General features: G+C 69.8%; 19 protein-coding genes and 2 riboswitches. Of the genes, 5 read left to right on the top strand and 14 right to left on the bottom strand.

The genetic code is table 11. From position 1 onward, the window contains the following. Positions 1–27 precede the first annotated feature (27 nt). Positions 28–810, top strand: coding sequence for an alpha/beta fold hydrolase (locus IEZ19_RS33825; protein ID WP_189315141.1), 783 nt, complete (start codon positions 28–30; stop codon positions 808–810). A gap of 164 nt (positions 811–974) precedes the next feature. On the opposite strand, the gene mnmA is transcribed toward IEZ19_RS33825, so the two are convergent. After that, positions 975–2,099 carry a tRNA 2-thiouridine(34) synthase MnmA gene (gene mnmA / locus IEZ19_RS33820; RefSeq protein ID WP_189315140.1) on the bottom strand — a complete coding sequence of 375 codons (1,125 nt, stop codon included), beginning with the start codon at positions 2,097–2,099 and terminating at the stop codon, positions 975–977. Positions 2,100–2,159: 60 nt separating this feature from the next. On the opposite strand from mnmA, the gene IEZ19_RS33815 reads away from it, so the two are divergent. Continuing rightward, positions 2,160–2,846: an N-acetylmuramoyl-L-alanine amidase gene (locus tag IEZ19_RS33815; protein WP_189315138.1), complete on the top strand. Its 687-nt coding sequence runs from the start codon at positions 2,160–2,162 to the stop codon at positions 2,844–2,846. 62 nt (positions 2,847–2,908) lie between these two features. Here the strand turns inward: IEZ19_RS33815 and IEZ19_RS33810 are convergent, their stop codons facing one another. The 3 genes from IEZ19_RS33810 to IEZ19_RS33800 all read right to left on the bottom strand — a co-directional run bounded on the left by IEZ19_RS33810 (position 2,909) and on the right by IEZ19_RS33800 (position 4,989). Continuing rightward, the gene (locus tag IEZ19_RS33810) at positions 2,909–4,078 is read right to left on the bottom strand and encodes a cysteine desulfurase family protein (protein ID WP_189315137.1); all 1,170 of its coding nucleotides are present in this window, start codon (positions 4,076–4,078) and stop codon (positions 2,909–2,911) included. A 428-nt stretch (positions 4,079–4,506) separates the two neighbouring features. Beyond that, positions 4,507–4,773, bottom strand: coding sequence for a DUF4190 domain-containing protein (locus IEZ19_RS33805; protein ID WP_189315135.1), 267 nt, complete (start codon positions 4,771–4,773; stop codon positions 4,507–4,509). A gap of 42 nt (positions 4,774–4,815) precedes the next feature. Then, positions 4,816–4,989: a hypothetical protein gene (locus tag IEZ19_RS33800; protein ID WP_189315134.1), complete on the bottom strand. Its 174-nt coding sequence runs from the start codon at positions 4,987–4,989 to the stop codon at positions 4,816–4,818. 157 nt (positions 4,990–5,146) lie between these two features. Between IEZ19_RS33800 and IEZ19_RS33795 the strand changes: the two genes are divergently transcribed. Next, positions 5,147–5,773 (top strand): TetR family transcriptional regulator, encoded by a 627-nt coding sequence (locus IEZ19_RS33795; protein ID WP_189315133.1) that lies wholly within the window; start codon positions 5,147–5,149, stop codon positions 5,771–5,773. A 43-nt stretch (positions 5,774–5,816) separates the two neighbouring features. Beyond that, complete coding sequence (locus tag IEZ19_RS53155) at positions 5,817–6,173, top strand: PIN domain-containing protein (RefSeq protein WP_189315132.1); 357 nt, start codon at positions 5,817–5,819, stop codon at positions 6,171–6,173. Here IEZ19_RS53155 and IEZ19_RS33785 read toward each other — a convergent pair. Continuing rightward, a complete protein-coding gene (locus IEZ19_RS33785) occupies positions 6,160–7,065 on the bottom strand; it encodes a thioesterase family protein (RefSeq protein ID WP_229841159.1) in 906 nt (301 codons plus the stop codon). The genes IEZ19_RS53155 and IEZ19_RS33785 overlap by 14 nt on opposite strands. A 126-nt stretch (positions 7,066–7,191) precedes the next feature. On the opposite strand from IEZ19_RS33785, the gene IEZ19_RS33780 reads away from it, so the two are divergent. Then, complete coding sequence (locus tag IEZ19_RS33780; RefSeq protein WP_189315193.1) at positions 7,192–8,421, top strand: alpha/beta hydrolase; 1,230 nt, start codon at positions 7,192–7,194, stop codon at positions 8,419–8,421. Here the strand turns inward: IEZ19_RS33780 and IEZ19_RS33775 are convergent. From IEZ19_RS33775 to IEZ19_RS33735, 9 genes are all read right to left on the bottom strand, one after another. Further along, positions 8,309–8,965, bottom strand: a complete 657-nt coding sequence (locus IEZ19_RS33775) for a trimeric intracellular cation channel family protein (RefSeq protein WP_189315131.1) — start codon at positions 8,963–8,965, stop codon at positions 8,309–8,311. The two genes, IEZ19_RS33780 and IEZ19_RS33775, sit on opposite strands and share 113 nt — an antisense overlap. A gap of 72 nt (positions 8,966–9,037) precedes the next feature. Beyond that, a complete protein-coding gene (locus IEZ19_RS33770; RefSeq protein WP_189315130.1) occupies positions 9,038–10,363 on the bottom strand; it encodes an ABC transporter ATP-binding protein in 1,326 nt (441 codons plus the stop codon). Beyond that, positions 10,360–11,442 carry an ABC transporter ATP-binding protein gene (locus IEZ19_RS33765; RefSeq protein WP_189315129.1) on the bottom strand — a complete coding sequence of 361 codons (1,083 nt, stop codon included), beginning with the start codon at positions 11,440–11,442 and terminating at the stop codon, positions 10,360–10,362. Before IEZ19_RS33765 ends, IEZ19_RS33770 begins: the two co-directional genes overlap by 4 nt. Beyond that, complete coding sequence (locus IEZ19_RS33760) at positions 11,439–12,449, bottom strand: ABC transporter permease (RefSeq protein WP_189315128.1); 1,011 nt, start codon at positions 12,447–12,449, stop codon at positions 11,439–11,441. Before IEZ19_RS33760 ends, IEZ19_RS33765 begins: the two co-directional genes overlap by 4 nt. A gap of 89 nt (positions 12,450–12,538) precedes the next feature. After that, entirely contained in the window at positions 12,539–14,293 is a 1,755-nt protein-coding gene (locus IEZ19_RS33755) for an ABC transporter substrate-binding protein (protein WP_189315127.1), read from the bottom strand. Between the two features lie 29 nt (positions 14,294–14,322). Continuing rightward, the gene (locus tag IEZ19_RS33750) at positions 14,323–15,321 is read right to left on the bottom strand and encodes an ABC transporter permease (protein WP_189315126.1); all 999 of its coding nucleotides are present in this window, start codon (positions 15,319–15,321) and stop codon (positions 14,323–14,325) included. Between the two features lie 524 nt (positions 15,322–15,845). Continuing rightward, on the bottom strand, positions 15,846–16,601 hold the full coding sequence (locus IEZ19_RS33745; RefSeq protein ID WP_189315192.1) for an enhanced serine sensitivity protein SseB C-terminal domain-containing protein: 756 nt from the start codon (positions 16,599–16,601) through the stop codon (positions 15,846–15,848). A gap of 213 nt (positions 16,602–16,814) precedes the next feature. Then, entirely contained in the window at positions 16,815–17,606 is a 792-nt protein-coding gene (locus tag IEZ19_RS33740; protein ID WP_189315125.1) for an enhanced serine sensitivity protein SseB, read from the bottom strand. A 66-nt stretch (positions 17,607–17,672) separates the two neighbouring features. Next, positions 17,673–18,341: an AAA family ATPase gene (locus tag IEZ19_RS33735; RefSeq protein ID WP_189315124.1), complete on the bottom strand. Its 669-nt coding sequence runs from the start codon at positions 18,339–18,341 to the stop codon at positions 17,673–17,675. 175 nt (positions 18,342–18,516) lie between these two features. After that, a riboswitch (glycine riboswitch) is annotated at positions 18,517–18,615 on the top strand. Further along, positions 18,616–18,729, top strand: a riboswitch (glycine riboswitch). Positions 18,730–18,762 lie beyond the last annotated feature (33 nt).

Raw genomic sequence — 18,762 nt, 5'->3', positions numbered from 1 at the left:
CCACGCCTGGTGGCAGTCTGCACAGGCATGGACAAGCAGATCACTTCACGCGACGGCACACCCCTCGCGTACGAGATCCGGGGACGGGGCCCCGCGGTGGTCCTCGTGAGCGGCGCGATGTCGACGGGCGCCACCATGGCCCCGCTGGCATCGCGGCTCGCGAGCGGCTTCACGGTCGTCGTGTACGACCGCCGGGGCCGTGGCTCGAGCGGTGACACGCAGCCGTACGCCGTGGTCCGTGAGGTCGAGGACCTGGCCGCGCTGATCGAGGCGGTGGGCGGGGACGCGGCGCTGTACGGCATCTCGTCGGGCGGTGCCCTGGTGCTGGAGGCCGCGGCGAGCGGGCTGCCGGTCCGTCAGGTCGCCGTGTACGAGACGCCGTTCGCGGACCACAGCGGCGACGGTGCGAAGGAGCGCGCCGAGTACACCGAGCGGCTGACCGAGGCCCTCGGGGCGGAACGTCGCGGGGACGCGGTCGAGCTCTTCCTGCGTCTGACCGGGATGGCCGAGGAGATGATTCTGGGCGCCCGCAACTCCCCCATGTGGGCCGCGATGGAGGCGATCGCGCCGAGTCTGGCGTACGACGACGCCGTGATGGCCGGCGGCCTGGTGCCCCGGGAGCGGATCGCGTCGATCGGTGTGCCGGTGCTTGCGGTCGCGGGCGGCGCGAGCCCGACGTGGCTCCAGGCGGCGGTCGAGGACGTCGCCGACGCTGCCCCCAAAGGCATGTACCTCACCCTCGAGGGCCAGACCCACATGGTCGACCCGGACGTACTGGCGCCGGTGCTGGCGGAGTTCTTCCAGGTGTAGGCGCTCGGTTACGCCGAAGCGCCGGCCCGCCGGGGCGGGAGGACGACGGGAACGGCTTCCGTGACCGGGTCGTGGTGGACGCGCTCCGGCGGCACGCCGAGTGCCGTGAGCCGGCGTACCGCGACTGCGACCAGCCGGGCGGGCCCCTGACGTGGGCGTCGTGGCTAGGCGACCCCGGCCGTCGCCCGGACCGTCGACGCGATCGTCGCCGAACCCACCACGCGTGTGTCGTCGTACAGGACGATCGCCTGGCCGGGGGCCACGCCGCGGACCGGCTCGGTGAAGATGACGCGCAGGTCGCCGTCGACCAGTTCGGCCGTCACCTCGGTCTCGCCGCCGTGTGCGCGCAGCTGGGCCGTGTAGGTGCCGGAGCCGGTCGGGGCGGTGCCGCACCAGCGGGGCTTGATCGCTGTCAGGCCGCTGACGTCCAGGGCGGCGGCCGGGCCGACCGTCACCGTGTTGGTCACCGGGGAGATGTCGAGGACGTAGCGCGGCTTGCCGTCTGCGGCGGGCGTGCCGATGCGCAGGCCCTTGCGCTGGCCGATCGTGAAGCCGTACGCCCCGTCGTGCGTGCCCACCTTGCTGCCGGACTCGTCGACGATGTCGCCCTCGGCCTTTCCGAGGCGCGTCGCGAGGAACCCCTGGGTGTCGCCGTCGGCGATGAAGCAGATGTCGTGAGAGTCGGGCTTCTTCGCGACCGCGAGGCCGCGGCGCTCGGCCTCGGCGCGGATCTCGTCCTTGGTGGTCACCGTGTCGCCCAGCGGGAACAGGGCGTGCGCGAGCTGCCGCTCGTCCAGGACACCGAGGACGTACGACTGGTCCTTCGCCATGTCGGAGGCGCGGTGCAGCTCGCGCGTGCCGTCGTCGTGGGTCACGATCTTGGCGTAGTGGCCCGTGCAGACCGCGTCGAAGCCGAGCGCGAGCGCCTTGTCCAGCAGCGCCGCGAACTTGATCTTCTCGTTGCAGCGCAGGCACGGGTTGGGGGTGCGCCCCGCCTCGTACTCGGCGACGAAGTCCTCGACGACGTCCTCGCGGAAGCGGTCGGCGAGGTCCCAGACGTAGAACGGGATGCCGATGACGTCGGCTGCGCGCCGGGCGTCGCGCGAGTCCTCGATGGTGCAACAGCCCCGCGCGCCCGTACGGAACGACTGCGGGTTCGCGGAGAGCGCGAGGTGGACGCCGGTGACGTCGTGGCCGGCTTCCGCGGCGCGGGCGGCGGCGACGGCGGAGTCCACGCCGCCGGACATGGCGGCGAGGACGCGGAGGGGGCGCTGCGAGGTCTCAGTCATAACCCTTCCAGGGTACGGGTCCACGGGAACCCGGACCCGCGGGTATCCGTTGACGATCACATGGGGGAGAAACAGGCCGACGCGAAGCGCGGCGACTCGGACCGTCGGCTGGGGCGGCGGGCCCTGCTCGTGGGCGGCGCCGTCGCCGCGGTGGGCACGGCGGCGCTGGCGCGCGAGGAGCTGGCCCACCTGTGGTGGCGGCTGCCGGGCGTGGAGAAACCGCGGGTGGCGGGCGCGGTCGACTTCCGTGGCGCGCGCTGGGTGGCGGCGTCCCCGGCGAACTACCGGCGGGCGGACCGGCCGGACGACTACGCGATCGACCGCGTCGTCATCCATGTCACCCAGGGCGGCTACCGCAGCGCGGTGCAGGTGTTCCAGGACCCGGGGCACGGGGCGGCGGCGCACTACATCGTGCGCAAGGACGGGCTGATCACCCAGCTGATCCGCGAGCTGGACGTGGCGTTCCACGCGGGCAACCGGGGGTACAACGAGCGGAGCGTCGGCATCGAGCACGAGGGCTTCGTGGAGCGCGCCTCCTCGTTCACGGGCGAGATGTACGCGTCCTCGGCACGCCTGACGGCCGCGATCTGCGGGCGGTACGGCATACCCGTCGACCGGAAGCACATCATCGGCCACGTGGAGGTACCGGGCACGGACCACACGGACCCGGGACCGCACTGGGACTGGGACCGGTACATGGGACTTGTGCGGAAAGCCCGGTCGGCGGGGGCGGTGCGGGGGGCCTGACGGCCGGGGCTTCGGGAGCACCGCGGCGCTCCCGCGCCCGCCGTGCAGCCGGGCTTCGGGAGTTACGTCAGGCCCGCCGCGCGGGCTCGTTCCACCGCCGGGCCTATCACCTTCGCGACCGCTTCCACGTCCGCCTGCGTCGAGGTGTGGCCGAGGGAGAAGCGGAGGGTGCCGCGGGCCAGGTCCGGGGCGGCGCCCGTGGCGAGCAGGACATGGCTGGGCTGGGCGACGCCCGCGGTGCAGGCGGAGCCGGTGGAGCACTCGATGCCCTGGGCGTCCAGCAGAAGCAGCAGGGAGTCGCCCTCGCAGCCCGGGAAGGTGAAGTGCGCGTTGGCCGGGAGGCGGCCCTCCGGTGCCGGGTCGCCGCCGAGGATCGCGTCCGGGACGGCCGTACGGACCGCCTCGATCAGCTCGTCGCGCAGGGCGCCGATCTCGCGGGCGAACCACTCGCGCTGCTCGGCGGCCAGCCGGGCGGCGACCGCGAAGGAGGCGACCGCGGGGACGTCGAGCGTGCCCGAGCGGACGTGCCGCTCCTGCCCACCGCCGTGCAGAACGGGTACGGGGGTGTACTCACGGCCGAGGACGAGGGCGCCGATGCCGTACGGACCGCCGATCTTGTGCCCGGAGACCGTCATCGCGGCGAGGCCGGAGGCGGTGAAGTCGACGGGGACCTGGCCGAAGGCCTGCACGGCATCGGAGTGCAGCGGGACCCCGAACTCCCCTGCGACCTGGGCGAGTTCATGGACCGGCATGATCGTGCCGATCTCGTTGTTCGCCCACATGACGGTGGCGAGGGCGACGTCGTCGGGGTTGCGGGCGATGGCCTCGCGCAGTGTCTCCGGGTGGACGCGGCCGTAGCGGTCGACGGCGAGGTACTCGACCGTGGCGCCCTCGTGTTCACCGAGCCAGTGGACGGCGTCGAGGACCGCGTGGTGCTCGACGGGGCTGGAGAGGATGCGGGTACGGGCCGGGTCGGCGTCGCGGCGGGACCAGTACAGGCCCTTCACCGCGAGGTTGTCGGCCTCGGTGCCGCCGGCCGTGAAGACGACCTCACTGGGGCGGGCGCCCATGGCTTCGGCGAGCGTCTCGCGGGACTCCTCGACCGTACGCCGGGCTTTACGGCCGGATGCGTGGAGCGAGGAGGCGTTGCCGGTGATGCTCAGCGCGGCAGTCAGTGCCTCTGCCGCCTCCGGGAGCATCGGGGTGGTCGCGGCGTGGTCGAGGTAAGCCATGATGAGGCCGATTCTACGGTGCGGGACCCGGGCAGTTGGCCTTGGCCGCGGCTTGAACAGGTGCAGCCGGGGTCGGTCGTGCGGCGCCCGGTGTGTCGGCCGTGCCCACCCTCCCCCACTCCCGGCTTCGCTCGAGCGAGGGACCCCATCGCCCTGCGGAACGACCGCCCGCAGCAGTAGCGGACGATCGTCCGCGTCAGGTGCGGGTGGTGGGTGCGGCCCGCCCCTGGCCGCCCGTCGTCGCCCTGGAACGAGTCGACGTCGCTGGTGCTGTGACCGGAAAGGTTCACCGGCTCGCGACGCCCGGCACGGCACCTCGCGGCGTTGTCGCATCACCCGAGTACATCCAGTACGCGGGTGACGCTCCGCCTTGCGATGCACCGCACCGGACCCCGCGAGCTTCCCGGCAAACCTTCCCGACCGCAGCACTAGAGGCTCCAGGACACCGTGCTGTCCGCCTGCATGAACGCCACCAGGACCAGCAGGTCCGCGAGGCCCAGGGCCAGGCCCAGGAGGGCTCGGCCTCGGCGGGTGGTGCCTCGCCGGAGCGCCGCGCCTGCCAGGGCGATGGCGATCGGGCCGAGGAAGAGGTTGAGGACGAGGAGGCCCAGCAGGCCCAGGATGAAGGATGCGACGGCCATGCCGTCGGCGTCAGGCGTGCCGGTGCGGCGCGTGGCCGCTGCGGTGAGTTGCATGGTGGTCGGCTCCCGGTGCTCGGGGCGGTCAGTGATTCGGGGTCAGTGGGTGGGCGTGCCGCGGTGGCGCGCGCGACGCTCGCGGAGCGCGAAGACGCCGAGCCAGACGGCGATGACGGCGGCGGCGACGGCGACGGCGGTGAAGGACAGCGGCGCGTGGGCGACGGTGCCGATCACGACACCGAACAGCAGAAGCGCGGCCACGATGAACAGCATGGGATGTGATCCCCCCTCCGAGATGCTCGCGGATGCTCGCACGGAACTTCGGCGAACGGTTTTGGTGAACGGTTGTAGAAACAACTGTTCACTGACTAGTGAGTCTAGTGCTCCCCGTCGCTTTGAAATTCCGGAGAACAGTTGTTAACTGGATGACATGAGTCACACCCTCGGCATCCGGCAGGCCCAGAAGCAGAAGACCCGGCAGGCGCTCCTGGACGCGGCGCTCGGACTGCTGGAGGAGCAGAGCCTGAGCAGCCTGGGCCTGCGCGAGGTCACCCGCGCGGTCGGCGTCGCCCCGACCGCTTTCTACCGGCACTTCCGCTCGATCGCGGACCTCGGCGTGGCCCTGGTGGACGAGGCGCTGGGCAGCCTGCACCCCATGGTCCGTACGACGGTCTCCGCCACCCGCGGCATCGACGAACGGATCACGCGTGCCGTCGAGTTGATCGAAAGGCACGTGGCGACGCACCCCGCGCACGTCCGGTTCATCGCCCGCGAGCGGCACGGCGGGGTCCAGCCGGTACGGGAGGCCGTCCAGGCCCAACTGGCCCGGTTCACCGACGAGGTGAAGACGGAGGTGGCCAAGGACCCGGAGGCGGCCGGCTGGAGCGACGAGGATCTGCTGATGCTCGCCCAGCTCTACGTCGACCAGATGCTCATCACCTCCTCGCTCTTCCTGGATGCCCTGGAGGAGTCCCAGGAGGAGCGGGAACGCGTCGCCCAGGTCGCCACCCGCCAGCTCCGCCTGATCAGCATCGGCCGCCGGCACTGGCTGGACTGACCCGCGCCGGGCCCCCGCCCATCACCCGTCCGGGTACGACTCCATGACGGAACACGCCGCCGTGAGTTCCGCGCGCCTCGGGCGGGTCTACGACCTCCGCCAGGCCGGAGAACACGGGCAGTCGACGGGCCGCGCGGACGACCGGCCACGACAGCCGTGCCGTCACCCACTCGCCCGTGCCGTCGCCGTCGTCGGGAAGTTCCGTCAGCGAGGCGGCCGCCAGGCGACGGAACAGGTCGAGCCGCTCGCACCGCGCCCGCACCGTGACCTCGACCCGGACGCCGTCCACCTCGCCACCGCGCGAGTACTGCGAACGGACTCGACAGCCCTCGTCACGTACGACGACCGGCCGGCGCTCGCCGCCAAGAACGCCGGCATCGAGGCCGTCAGCCCCCGTTGACGAGCCTGACCCGGGCCAGCTGCCGGGACTGGGCGACCAGCCGGTCCTGGCTGTCCCAGACCTCGGCGTCCTCCTCCAGGAAGCCGCCGGCCAGGTTGCGGGTGGTGATCGACACCCGCAACGGGCCGGGGGCCGGACGGTGGCGTACGTGCACGGTCAGCTCGACCGTCGGCACCCAGCCGGACAGGCCGAGTTCGAAGGCGGTGGGCGGCAGGGCGTCCACGGCGAGCAGCAGGGAGAGGGGGTCGGCGTCCCGGCCGTCCGCGAGGCCGAACCAGGCGCGCATCTCACCCTTGCCGGAGGGCGAACCGAGCGCCCAGCCCAGGGTGGCCGGGTCGAGCTTGAGCATCAGCCGGTCGGTGATCGCCGAGCTGCCCGACACCGGGGACGGACCGTCCTGCGGGCCGAAGCACTGGTCCAGGGGCGGCATCGCGGGCGGCGTCGCTGCCGTACGGACGTCGTCGGGGAGGGCGCCGAGGTCGCCATAGGAGGCGAGGACGCGGATGCGCTCGACCTCGTCGCCCTGCTCGTCGTACTGGAAGAGGGAGGCCTGGCCGGTGGACAGGGTGCGGCCGGTGCGCACGGTCTCGGTGCGGACCACCGCCGGGCCCGGCTGGGAGGCGGTCAGGTAGTGCGCGGAGATCGTGAACGGGTCGGGGTGCGGGAGCGCGTCCGCGAGCGCTCGGCCGAGGACGGCCAGCAGATAGCCACCGTTGACCGCGTTGATGATGGTCCAGCCGGCGGAGAGGTCGATGTCGTAGACGCCGGGCCCGCGCCGGGTGAGCGCCGTGTCGCGGTCGAACTCGCTGTCACCGATCACGGCCTGCGGTGGGGGTCCCCCCGCTCGAGCGAAGCCGAGAGCGGGGGAGGATGCGGTAGCTGCTTCTGACATGGATGAACGGTACAACATGCAATTACTAAGCGGTAGCTTTGCCTTTGGGTGAGATTTGAGCAATATCTTAGTAAGCGTCCGCAGTTATCCATGAACCTGACGTCCCAGCTCCCCCTCTATGAGGACATGAGCCTCACCGGGACTCCATTCCTTTCCACCCTGATCCTGCTGTCCGTCGTCGCCGTCGTCCTCCCGCTCATCCTGTGGACGCGGCTCCAGGGGCCGCGGGCGCTGCGCGCCGCGGGCCGGATGCTGATGCTCGCGTTCGCCCAGGGGACGGCGATCGCCCTGGTCTTCGTGCTGGTCAACAACGAGAACAACCTCTACGACAACTGGTCCGACCTGCTCGGCACGGGCAACGAGGTGCAGCAGGCCGCGAACCTGGGCGCGGACGGCACCGGCGGGGTCGTCCCGGACCGGCTGCCCCGGGTCAGGCAACGCTTCGGCGAGGCCGGCGACGGAGTGCGCGTCAGCCAGCTCAAGGGCCGGGTGTCCGGGGTGAACGCCGAGGTCTACGTCTGGCTGCCGCCGCAGTACGGCCAACCCGCCTACCGGCACCACAGGTTCCGCGTCGTGGAGCTGCTGCCGGGCTACCCCGGCTCGGCGAAGGCCTGGTTCGGCGCGCTCAGCGCACAGAAGCAGCTGGAGCCGCTCATGCGCACCGGCCAGGTGGCGCCGTTCATCCTGGTGGCGCCACGCACCAATCTGCTGGCCGGCGTGGACACCGGCTGCGCGAACATCCCGGGCACGGTCAACGCCGACAGCTGGCTGAGCATCGACGTGCCCAAGATGGTCATGGACAACTTCCGAGCCAAGCCCGCGCCGTCGGGCTGGGCGGTCGCCGGGTACTCGGCGGGCGCCCACTGCGCGGTCAAGCTCGCGGTGGCCCACCCCGACCGCTACCGCGCCGCCGTGAGCCTCTCCGGCTACAACGACCCGATCGGCGAACGCACGTCACTGGCCGCGCAGAGCCGGGCGCTGCGTGCCGCGAACAACCCCTACTTGCTGCTGCGGCGGCGGGCCGTACCGCCCCCGATCGCCCTCTATGTCTCCGGCCAGCCGCACGACGGCTACGAGGCGGGTCTGGCCCTCCACTCGATCGCCAAGGCGCCGACCACCGTGCACGTGGTGTTCCTGCCGCGCAGCGCGGGCGGGCACACCGCTGCGCTGTGGCGCCCGCAGGTGGTCCCGGCGTTCCGCTGGCTCACCCTGGAAATGGGCCAGGCCCATGTCCGCGGCCTCGCTATTCCTCGGTCACCGTCGACCGCCGGTTCCAAGCACGCGGCGCTCGCCAGTGGTACCGCATCGCCAACAGGCGCAGCACGAAGGCCACGACGACCGCGACCCCGCTGGTGAACGGGGTGAGCGCGTCGTAGTGGATGCAGAGCACCACGATGCACGCGCCGACGATCGCCGGGACCGCGTACAGGTCGCGGTCCCAGCGCAGCAGGGACGGCACCTCGTTGGCGAGCACGTCGCGCAGCACACCGCCGCCGACGGCGGTGGCCAGCCCCAGGGCCGCGGACGCGGTGAGGTTCAGACCGTAGGCGAACGCCTTCGTCGTCCCCGTGACACAGAACAGGCCGAGACCGGCCGCGTCGAAGACGTTCACGCCGACCTGGATCCGCTCCACGTGCGGGTGCAGGAAGATGACCAGCAGGGCGGCGAACAGCGGGGTGATGAAGTACCCCAGGTCCGTGAAGGCCGCCGGGGGCACGGCCCCGATGACCACGTCCCGGAACAGCCCCCCGCCGAGCGCGGTGACCTCGGCGAGGACAGCGATGCCGAAGACGTCGAAATTCTTGCGTACGGCCAGCAGGGCGCCGGAGATGGCGAACACGAAGATGCCGATGACATCGAGCGTGTGCTGGACGGAGGGGGTGAAAAGCGGCTGGAGCACCCTGCCATTCTCACCCAAGAACGAGCCCCTGCCTTACATTGCAAGGCAGGGGCTCGTCCGGGGCTTCGGCCGTTACTTGTCGGTGGCCTTCGGCGCGGTGGTGTCGGTCTCGGCCGTGTCCGGCTCGGTCGACTCCGACTCCTCGGCGGCCTCGGGCGCAGAGTCCTCGGGCTCGCTCTCAGCAGCGGTCTCCGTCGCCTCGCTCGCCTCGGCGGCTTCCGTCGCCTCGACCTGCGCGGCCACCGCGGCCGACGTCTCGGCCGACTCCGCCAGGACCTCGTCGGCGACCAGCTCGGCCGCCTCCTTGGCCACGGTCAGCAGCACCGTGTCCTGCGGGGCCTGGTCCTCGAAGTTCTCCGGGTGGTGGCAGGCCACGCGCTGACCGGGCTTCAGCTCCAGGAGCTGCGGCTCGGTCGTCCGGCAGATCTCCGTCGCCTTCCAGCACCGGGTGTGGAAGCGGCAGCCGCTCGGCGGGGAGATCGGCGAGGGCACGTCGCCCTTGAGCAGGATGCGCTCGCTCTTCGCGTTCTTCCGCTTCGGGTCCGGGATCGGCACCGCCGACATCAGCGCCTTGGTGTACGGGTGCATCGGCGCGCTGTACAGCGACTCGCGGTCGGCCAGCTCGACGATCTTGCCGAGGTACATCACCGCGATCCGGTCCGAGACGTGCCGGACGACCGAGAGGTCGTGCGCGATGATCACGTACGTCAGGCCGAGCTCCTCCTGGAGGTCGTCCAGGAGGTTCACCACCTGCGCCTGGATCGACACGTCGAGGGCGGAGACCGGCTCGTCCGCCACGACGAGCTTCGGGTTGAGCGCGAGCGCGCGGGCGATGCCGATGCGCTGGCGCTGACCGCCGGAGAACTCGTGCGGATAGCGGTTGTAGTGCTCGGGGTTGAGACCCACGACCGACAGCAGCCGCTGCACTTCCTTCTTGATGCCGCCCTCGGGCGCGACGCCCTGGAGCTTGAAGGGAGCGCCGACGATCGTGCCGATGGTGTGGCGCGGGTTCAGCGAGGAGTACGGGTCCTGGAAGATCATCTGCACGTCCCGGCGCAGCGGGCGCATGCCGCCCACACCGAGGTGCGTGATGTCCTTGCCCTCGAATTCGACCTTGCCGCCCGTCGGTTCGAGCAGCCGCGTGATCAGCCGGCCCATCGTCGACTTGCCGCAGCCGGACTCGCCCACGACACCGAGCGTCTCGCCGGCCCTGACCTCGAAGTCGAGGCCGTCGACCGCACGGACCGCACCGACCTGCCGCTGGAGCAGGCCCTTGCGGATCGGGAAGTGCTTCTGGAGGCCGGTCACCTTCAGCAGGGTGTCGCCGGGAGCGGCGTCCTTGGTGAGGGCGGCGCCGCCACTCTGCGCGGGGATGGTCACTGCCTTTTCGTCGCTCACAGCTTCGGCGCAATCTCTTCGGTCCAGATACGCTCCCGCTGCTCCTGCGTCATGTGGCAGGCGGCCCAGTGCTGACTGCCGACCTCGGTCAGCTCGGGGCGGACCGTGCGGGTGACGTTGTCCTTGGGGATGTCGGCGTACGGGCAGCGCGGGTTGAAGGCACAACCGGACGGGACGTTGATCAGCGAGGGCGGGGAGCCCTTGATGGGCACGAGCCGGTCGGTCTCCTCGCGGTCGAGACGCGGCATCGAGCCGAGCAGACCCCAGGTGTAGGGATGGCGAGGCTCGGAGAAGACCTTCTCGGCCGGACCTCGCTCGACGCACCGGCCGCCGTACATCACGAGCAGGTCGTCAGCCATCTCGGCGACGACGCCCAGGTCGTGCGTGATCATGATGACCGCGGAGCCGAACTCCTTCTGCAGATCCCGGATCAGGTCGAGGATCTGAGCCTGCACGGTGACGTCCAGGGCGGTGGTCGGCTCGTCGGCTATGAGCAGCTCGGGGTTGTTCACCAGCGACATCGCGATCATCGCGCGCTGGCGCATACCGCCGGAGAACTCGTGCGGGTAGCCGTCCACGCGCTTGTCGGGCTCAGGGATGCCCACGCGGTCCAGCATCTCGACGGCGCGCTGTCTGGCGACCTTCTTGGACACCTTGTGATGGACCCGGTAGGCCTCGATGATCTGGTGCCCGACCGAGTAGTACGGGTGCATCGCGGACAGCGGGTCCTGGAAGATCATCGCCATCTTCCGCCCGCGCAGCCGGCGCACCTCGTCGGGTTCGGCGCCGATCAGCTCCTGACCGTCCAGCCAGACCTCACCGGAGACCCTGGCGTTGGCCGAGCGGTGCAGGCCCATGACGCCGAGGGAGGTGACGGACTTTCCGGAGCCGGACTCACCGACGATGCCCAGGGTCTTCCCGCGCTGCACGTCGAAGCTCACCCCGTCGACGGACTTGACCAGACCGTCGTCGGTGTTGAAGTGGATGCGCAGGTCGCGGACGGAGAGGAACGCGTCGTCGGCGTCGGTGGGGGCGACGGTGGCCGGTTCGCCCAGCGCCGCCTTTTCGAGCTTGCTCACGAGTACCTCACGCGGGGGTCGATGGCTGCGTACACCAGGTCGACGATGAGATTGCAGAAGACGATGAAGAACGCGGCGACCAGAGTCACGCCCATCACGATGGGCAGGTCGTTGTCCTTGATCGCCTGGATGGAGTAGGCGCCGATGCCCTGCAGGGAGAAGACGGTCTCGGTGAGCACCGCCGTACCGATCAGGGTGCCGAAGTCCATGCCGAAGATGGTCACGATCGGCGTCAGCGCGGCGCGCAGGCCGTGCTTCGTGACGACCGTGGTCTCCTTGAGGCCCTTGGCCCGTGCCGTTCTGATGTAGTCCTCGCCCATCGTCTCCAGCATGCCCGCCCGGGTGAGCCGGGCGTAGAGGGCGGAGAAGAGGAACGCGAGGCTGATCCAGGGCAGCAGCAGATGCCAGGCCCAGTCGGCCGGGTTCTGGGTGAACGGCACATAGTCGGTGCTGTCCCAGATGGGCCACTGGTAGACGAACAGCGCGTTGATGACCTGGCCGGTGAAGAAGATCGGAAGGGAGACGCCGGCGAGCGCGATGAACATGGCGATGCGGTCCACCGGCTTGCCCTTGCGCAGCGCCGAGATGACACCGGTCGTCACGCCGAAGATCAGCCAGATCACGGCCGCGCCGACCGCCAGCGAGAAGGAGACCGGAATACGCTCGGTGAGCTGCGGCCACACCTCGACGTGACTCTTGAAGGAGTACCCGAAGCAAGGGGCGGCGCAGTGCGTGGCGTCGGGGCCGAACTTGTAGTCGGCGCCCACGAACAGGCCCTTGAGGTAGTCCCAGTACTGGATGTAGATGGGCTGGTCGAAACCCAGGTTCCGCTTGATCGCGGCAACGGACTCGGGGTTGGCGTCCTTGCCGACGTACTGGGTAGCCAGCTGGGTGGCTGTCTGACCGCCGAGGCGGGGGACCAGGAAGAAGATGGCGAAGGTGACTGCGCTGACCACCAGCAGCAGTACCAAGGCGCCGAAGACGCGTCGGATGATGTACGCAGCCACAGCTGTGCGGCTCCCGGTGGCCGGGACGGGGTTGTCCGTCCCGGCCACCCGGTGCCTTCACCTGCCTTTCAGGGGGATCCGGCCTGTGCTTACTTCGACGAACTCAGCAGCAGGTAGTCGTACATGCCGAGGTACGCCTGCGTGACCGTGACGTTGGTCGCGGACGACGGCCGGAGCAACAGGTTCTTGCGGTAGACGAGCGGGACGACCGAGGCGTTGTCGAGCACCATCTTGTCGATGTCGCCCCAGGCCTTGGTGCGGGCCGCGGAGTCGGTGTTGGCGATCGCGCTCTTCAGGGCGTCGTTGATCTTCGGGTCGTCCAGCTCCATCAGGTTGTTGCCACCCGACGGCTTGATGGCCGCGCCGTTGATGATCTGGTCCAGGAAGCCGTAGCCGGTCGGCCAGTCGGCACCCCACGCCATGGAGAGCATGCCCAGCTTGTGCTCGTGGACGTAGCTCGGGACACCGGCGAAGTTGGAGAAGTACTTGCCGGAGGGGAACTGCTTGATCTCGACGTTGATGCCGACGCTCTTCAGCGAGTTCTGGATGGCGGTGGCCTGGGCGACCTCGGCGGGACGGTCGGAACGGGCCGTCAGCGTGGTGGAGAAGCCGTTCGGCTTGCCGCACGCCTTGAGCTCTTCCTTGGCCTTGGCCGCGTCACCCTTGTGACCCGCGGACGCGTAGGTGTCGAACTTGGTGTAGCCGTTGACCGACGGCGGCAGCAGCGTGGTGGCCACGTCGCCCTTCGGGGTACCGCCGATGGCGTCGAGCACGGACTGCTTGTCGATCGCCCACTGGACGGCCTTACGGCAGTGGACGTTGTCGAACGGCGCCACGTGGACGTTCAGCGCGATGTACGACGTGGCACCCGCGTACGAGTTGTCCGTCTGCTTGGAGTACTTGCCGTTGAGGACCTTCGGCTGGGTCTGCGGCTGGACGCCGGTGCCCGCGATGTCACCCGTGATCTTGTCGGCCAGCAGGTCGTTGTCGATCGTGACCGGGTTGACCTTGAACTTGACCGTGATCTTGTCCGGCAGCGCCTTGCGGATCGAGTCGGTCTTCTGGTCCCAGTTCGTGTTGCGGACGAGGGTGGCCGCGCGGCCCTCCTCGTACGACTCGAACTTGTAGGGGCCGGAGGACACGATGTGCTGCACGTACTTCGCACCGTCGTCCTTCGCCGCCGGCACGGGGGCCGTCTGCGAGAAGGTCGCCAGGTAGTCGAAGTCGGCGAACGGCTGGTTCAGCTTGAAGACGATCGTCTGGTCGTCCGGGGTCTCGATCGACTTCAGGCCTTCGGGGGACTTGTCCTTGTAGGGACCCTTGTACTTGTCGCCACCCTGCAGGTACGCCTTGAAGTACGTCGGGCCGTTGGACAGAGCCTCGGGCGCGAAGTTGGAGCGCTCGATGGCGTACTTCACGTCCTTGGACGTGATCGGCGTGCCATCGTCGAACTTCAGACCGGAACGCAGCTTGTACGTCCAGGTCTTGGCGCCGTCGCTGGGCGTGCCCAGGGACTCCGCGAGGTCCGGGACGACCGTCAGGCCGTCCTTGCCGGCGGCCGGCTTGAACGTGACGAGCGTACGCGCGTAGAGGCGCGAGAAGTTCTGCACGAACCCGTAGTACGTGTTGCCCGGGTCCAGGGAGTCCGGCACGTCGGAGTCCTCCAGCGTGACAGTACCCCCCTTCTTGTTCGACACGTTGACGATGGCGTCGAGCGCCGCGTCCTTCTTGCCGCCGCCGCCACCACTGCTGTCGTTCTTGCCGCCCCCGCCGCCGCATGCGGCAGCTCCGAGCGAGAGTGCCAGCACCGACGCCACTGCGGCGGTAACCCTTCTCGTCTTCACGTGAGGAAAGCCCCCTCTATCGTTGTGGATCACTTGCTGCGAGGGTCGAGTGCGTCACGCAGCCCGTCACCCAGCAGATTGAAGGCCAGGACAGTGATGAAGATCGCCAGTCCGGGCACGAACATGTACTGCGGATCTGCGGTGTAGAGATCCACGGCGTTGCTGAGCATTCCGCCCCAGGAGGCCTGCGGCGGAGCGATGCCGACTCCGAGGAAGCTCAGCGCGGCCTCGAAGAGGATGTTCGTCGGGATGATCAGCGTCGAGTAGACGAGGATCGGCGCGACGAGATTGGGGAGCAGTTCACGGAACAGGACGTACGGACCACGCGCTCCGAGGCTCTGAGCCGCTTCGATGAACTCACGCTTGCGCAGGCTCATCGTCTGGGCGCGCACGATGCGGCCGATGTACGGCCAGCTGAAGAAGCCGATCACGAAGATCAGCACGCAGATGCGCAGCGACAGTCCGTTGAGCCCGAAGAAGCCGTCCTGCACCGACGCCGAGATGGCGATGGCGAACAGCAGGAGCGGGAAGGCGAGGAAGGTGTCCATCAGCTTGCTGATGAGACTGTCCACCCAGCCGCCGTAGTAGCCGGCGACGACACCCAGCACGGTGCCGATCACCACCGACAGCAGTGTGGCGCCACCCGCGACCAGGAGCGAGACCCAGGACCCGTCGATGATGCGGGCGAGCATGTCGCGACCGTACTGCGGCTCGACGCCGAGCGGGTGCGACCAACTCATGCCGCCCCAGCCGCCCTTGGGGGCCAGCAGGGCGGGGTCGATGAGGTCCTGGTGGAACTTGTCGGGGTCGAGCCCGAAGATCCACTCGATGGGCTTGGCCAGCACTGCCATCAGAACGAGCAGCACGACGATCACGCCACCCGCAACAGCCACCTTGTCCCGCTTGAACCGGGTCCAGGCGATCTGTGTGAGTGAACGCCCTTCGATCTGGCTCTTCTTGACCCCGGCGAGCACAGCCTCGGGCTGTGCTCCAGCCTCCGCGCCGGTGGTCTCGATCGGTGCGGTCACAGTGACCTGACCCCTCTCGCCGGTGGTGACCGGCCTTTGTCCGCCGCTGTGGGCGGCTTGGTTCGCTTACGTGCTGCGCGGCCTGTGTCGTGATGCGACCCAACTGTCCAACTGATCCTCGATTGGCACCGATGGGCACTCGCTCACAGGATCGATGGCCTCGCGTCTGAGAGGCGAGTCTTCAACGCGTTCACGATCACACGCCAGATCTGATGGAGAAAGTATGCGCAACCGTGATGCCACCCTGGGGAATCCGTTATCCGAACAATGGGATCCGGCCTGCGGGGCGACCCATCGGAAGCGGGACCGCGCAGCACCCTCGCTCTCAACTCACGCTACAGGCGTCCCGGCTGAGGTCGCGTGCACCATATGTGACGAGCATCACATCATCCATGCATTTGGGTGCTCGATCGCAAATGGGATCCCCGAGGATGAGGAAAAAGCGGGGGCGAGAGCCATTTCGTCCCGACATCTGGACGAATTTCAAGTTCGCAACAGCAATGTCCTGACCGTGGGACCGGCGCTCAGTAGGCGCGGGGGCCCGGATAGCCGTACCCAGCCGCCGGGGACTGGGCCGGGGCCGTCGCGTGGGCCTCTCGGTCGTAGAACGGGCGGCTGCCGGCCCGCATCCACATCACGACCGGGTCGTACTCGTCGGACATCGCGACCGTCGACACCGGCAGCCCGTCCGGGACCGCGCCGATGGACTGCTGCATCATCGCGCGCACGGAGTCGACCGCGGGCGGGGAGCTGTCGTACACGTCCAGGCCGATCGCGAGGTACGGCGACCCGAGCGCCGGCTGGACCCAGGCGCGGCGCAGGGCCCGGACCGCCGGGGTGCGGTGGGCGTTCTGCGCGAGCAGGGCGTAGAACTGCGGGATCTCGATGCCCGGTTCCGACAGCCGCAGCGGGCCCGCGGGCTGGCGGTCCAGGCCGGTCGCGATGCGGCGCAGGTCGAGCCACGGGATGCCGACGCCGCCGCCCGGGGCGTGCGGATTGAGCCAGAGACCGTGGTGGTCCGGGTAGAGGGTGCGGGCGACGTCGACCCCGTCGACCACCTCGTACGAGCGGTTCCAGCCGCTGGCGGACAGTTCCTGGGCGGAGGTGACGCACGGGGCGTAGCCGTAGCCGTCGATCTCCATGTTCCCGTACTGGGCGTCGGGGGAGCCCGCCTGGCCGTGCCACAGGAGCATCCAGATCTGGCCGGAGGACGGGGTGGCGAGGGCGCGCAGCAGGGCCTCGTAGGCGTCGTATCGCCCGGGGGTCACCTGGCGCAGCATGTGCTCCACGCTGCCGCTGCGGCTTGCACTCACCTTTCGTACCGCCCTCTTTGAGAAGTTGCCCCGCGTTGGCGAACAGCTTAAGCGCCCACCGGCTCGGGGCCTTGTGTTCGTCGGCGGGTACGGGTGCGTTGTGGCTTGCCGCGCCCACGCGGCGGAGCCGCATGTCGATACAACCCCGCGTCCCCGGGTCGGCTGCCCCTGGGTGGGCTGCTAGTGGCCGTACTGGTAGAACGGCCGTACGTGCTGCCTCATCCAGTGGCCCACCGGGTCCTCCGCGACGTCCAGGAGGACCAGGTTCACCGGCCACTGGACCGGGACCTTGCCGAGGGCCTTGCCCAGGGCTTCCAGGGGGCGGGCTCTCAGGTCGCCCTCCCACTGGGAGAGTTCGACTCCTACGAACATCACCGGGTCCGCCGTCTCTATCGCGGCCAGGCAGCGGCGGGCCGTGGCGACCACGCCCGTCGCCGCGAACTCCGCGGAGGCCGCAGCGAGGAAGTCGACCGGGTCGTCCTGCCAGTCGGGTTCGAAGAGGCGGACCCGGCCGCCGCTCGCGGCGCCGTCGAGCGGGGTGCGGCCCGCCCGGCAGAGTTCGGCCACCGCCTCCGGCGGCAGCGGGACGCCCACCACGCCGCCCGGGTTGACGGCGATGCCCACCTGCGGGGGCAGACCGCGGGCGAACTCGACCGCCGGGGCGATGGTGTACGACATGTGGGAGCCGACCACCTGCTGGAACTGCTCCTCGGAGCTGAAGACCGGGACGTACACCTGGCCGCCGATGTCCGTCGTGGGCAGGTCCAGCGGGCCGCTGTGCGGACCGCCGCCGGACGGCAGGGGTATCCAGACGAAGCTGCGGCCCAGGACCTCGACGATGCGGCCGCCGGCCGACGGGACGCCGAGGGAGGCCGAGAGGACCTCCTCGAGTTCGTTGCCGGGCCATCCGCCGTGTGGATGGGGGTGCGCCTGTGCCGGGAAGTCCGTGGGAAAGTCCGCCGGGAAGTCCATGTGCCTACCGCCTGCTGGGAACCACTGGTGTGGCTGAAAAGGCTAGCGGGTACCGGTGACAGCCCCTCAATCCGAGAAGCCGATCCGGCGCAGGACGTCCGCCGCGTCCCGGTCGAGCAGCACCGCCGAACCGCAACCCTCGGGCAGGGTGCCCTGCTCCACGGAGCGCAGCAGCCGGCCGGCCGCCCTGCGGTGGCGCAGGAAGGCGTAGCGCGAGACGCCCCGGCCGCGCTCGCGCTGGCCCTCGAGTGCCGTGTCCGGGGTGACGTCCAGGAGCAGCAGGTGCAGAGTGCCGCCGCGGCGGCGGGCCTCGCGGGCCAGCCAGCCGCGCACCCAGGCCTGGGTGCCGCAGTCGTGCACGACGACGCCCGCACCGGAGCGAAGGGCGCGGCGCAGTCCGGCGAAGTGGGCCAGGCGGACCAGGGGGCGGTAGAGGGTGTAGGGGAGGAGGCGCGGGGTGCGGGCGTCCCAGCGGTCGCGGGTGTCCTGCGAGTCGACGCGGACGCCGTGGACCGCGCGGTGCATCAGGGTCGACTTGCCGCTGCCCGGCAGGCCCGTGATCACGACCAGGTCGCGGGGGCCGAAGAGAAGGTGGTGCGGGCTGCGGCCGGAGCGTTCGCGCAGGTCGCGGAGTACGGGGGCCGGATGTTCGGCGCAGCGCTCGCGGGCCGGTGCGGCGGGCCGCTTCGGCAGTGCGAGGCCCGTCGTCGTGGCGTACGCCGTGGTCCTGTTCACCGTGAATCGTCCTCCCCTGGGCTCGGAGGGTCCCCTGCCCGTCGAGTGTAAAGAGAAGGTAATACTCGGTGTCCCGGGTTTTGTACGCGTAGTGCCACAGGCTGGTTACAGAGGTGGCCTGCCGCGCGGCGGCCGGGCGTGCAATGATGTCCGCGCCAACTGCATACCGGCCGCTTGAATCCGCGCGGGAGAGTCCCCGGCAGTACGTCACCGGGGCGCCGAAGGAGCAAGTCCCTCCCTTGAATCTCTCAGGCCCCGTTACCGCGCGGGCGAGGCACATCTGAAAAGCGGGCCGCTGCCACAGTGGCTCCACCCAAGGTGCAAGCCGTGACCGTCGTCCCAGGTGGTCATGGCGAACCTCTCAGGTTCCGATGACAGATGGGGAGGAACGACCTCGCCCGTCATTTCCTGGGAGACGACC

This window comes from Streptomyces brasiliensis (genome assembly GCF_014647875.1).
In the GTDB taxonomy this organism is placed as follows: domain Bacteria; phylum Actinomycetota; class Actinomycetes; order Streptomycetales; family Streptomycetaceae; genus Streptomyces; species Streptomyces brasiliensis.
This window is presented reverse-complemented; position numbering and strand designations above follow the sequence as displayed.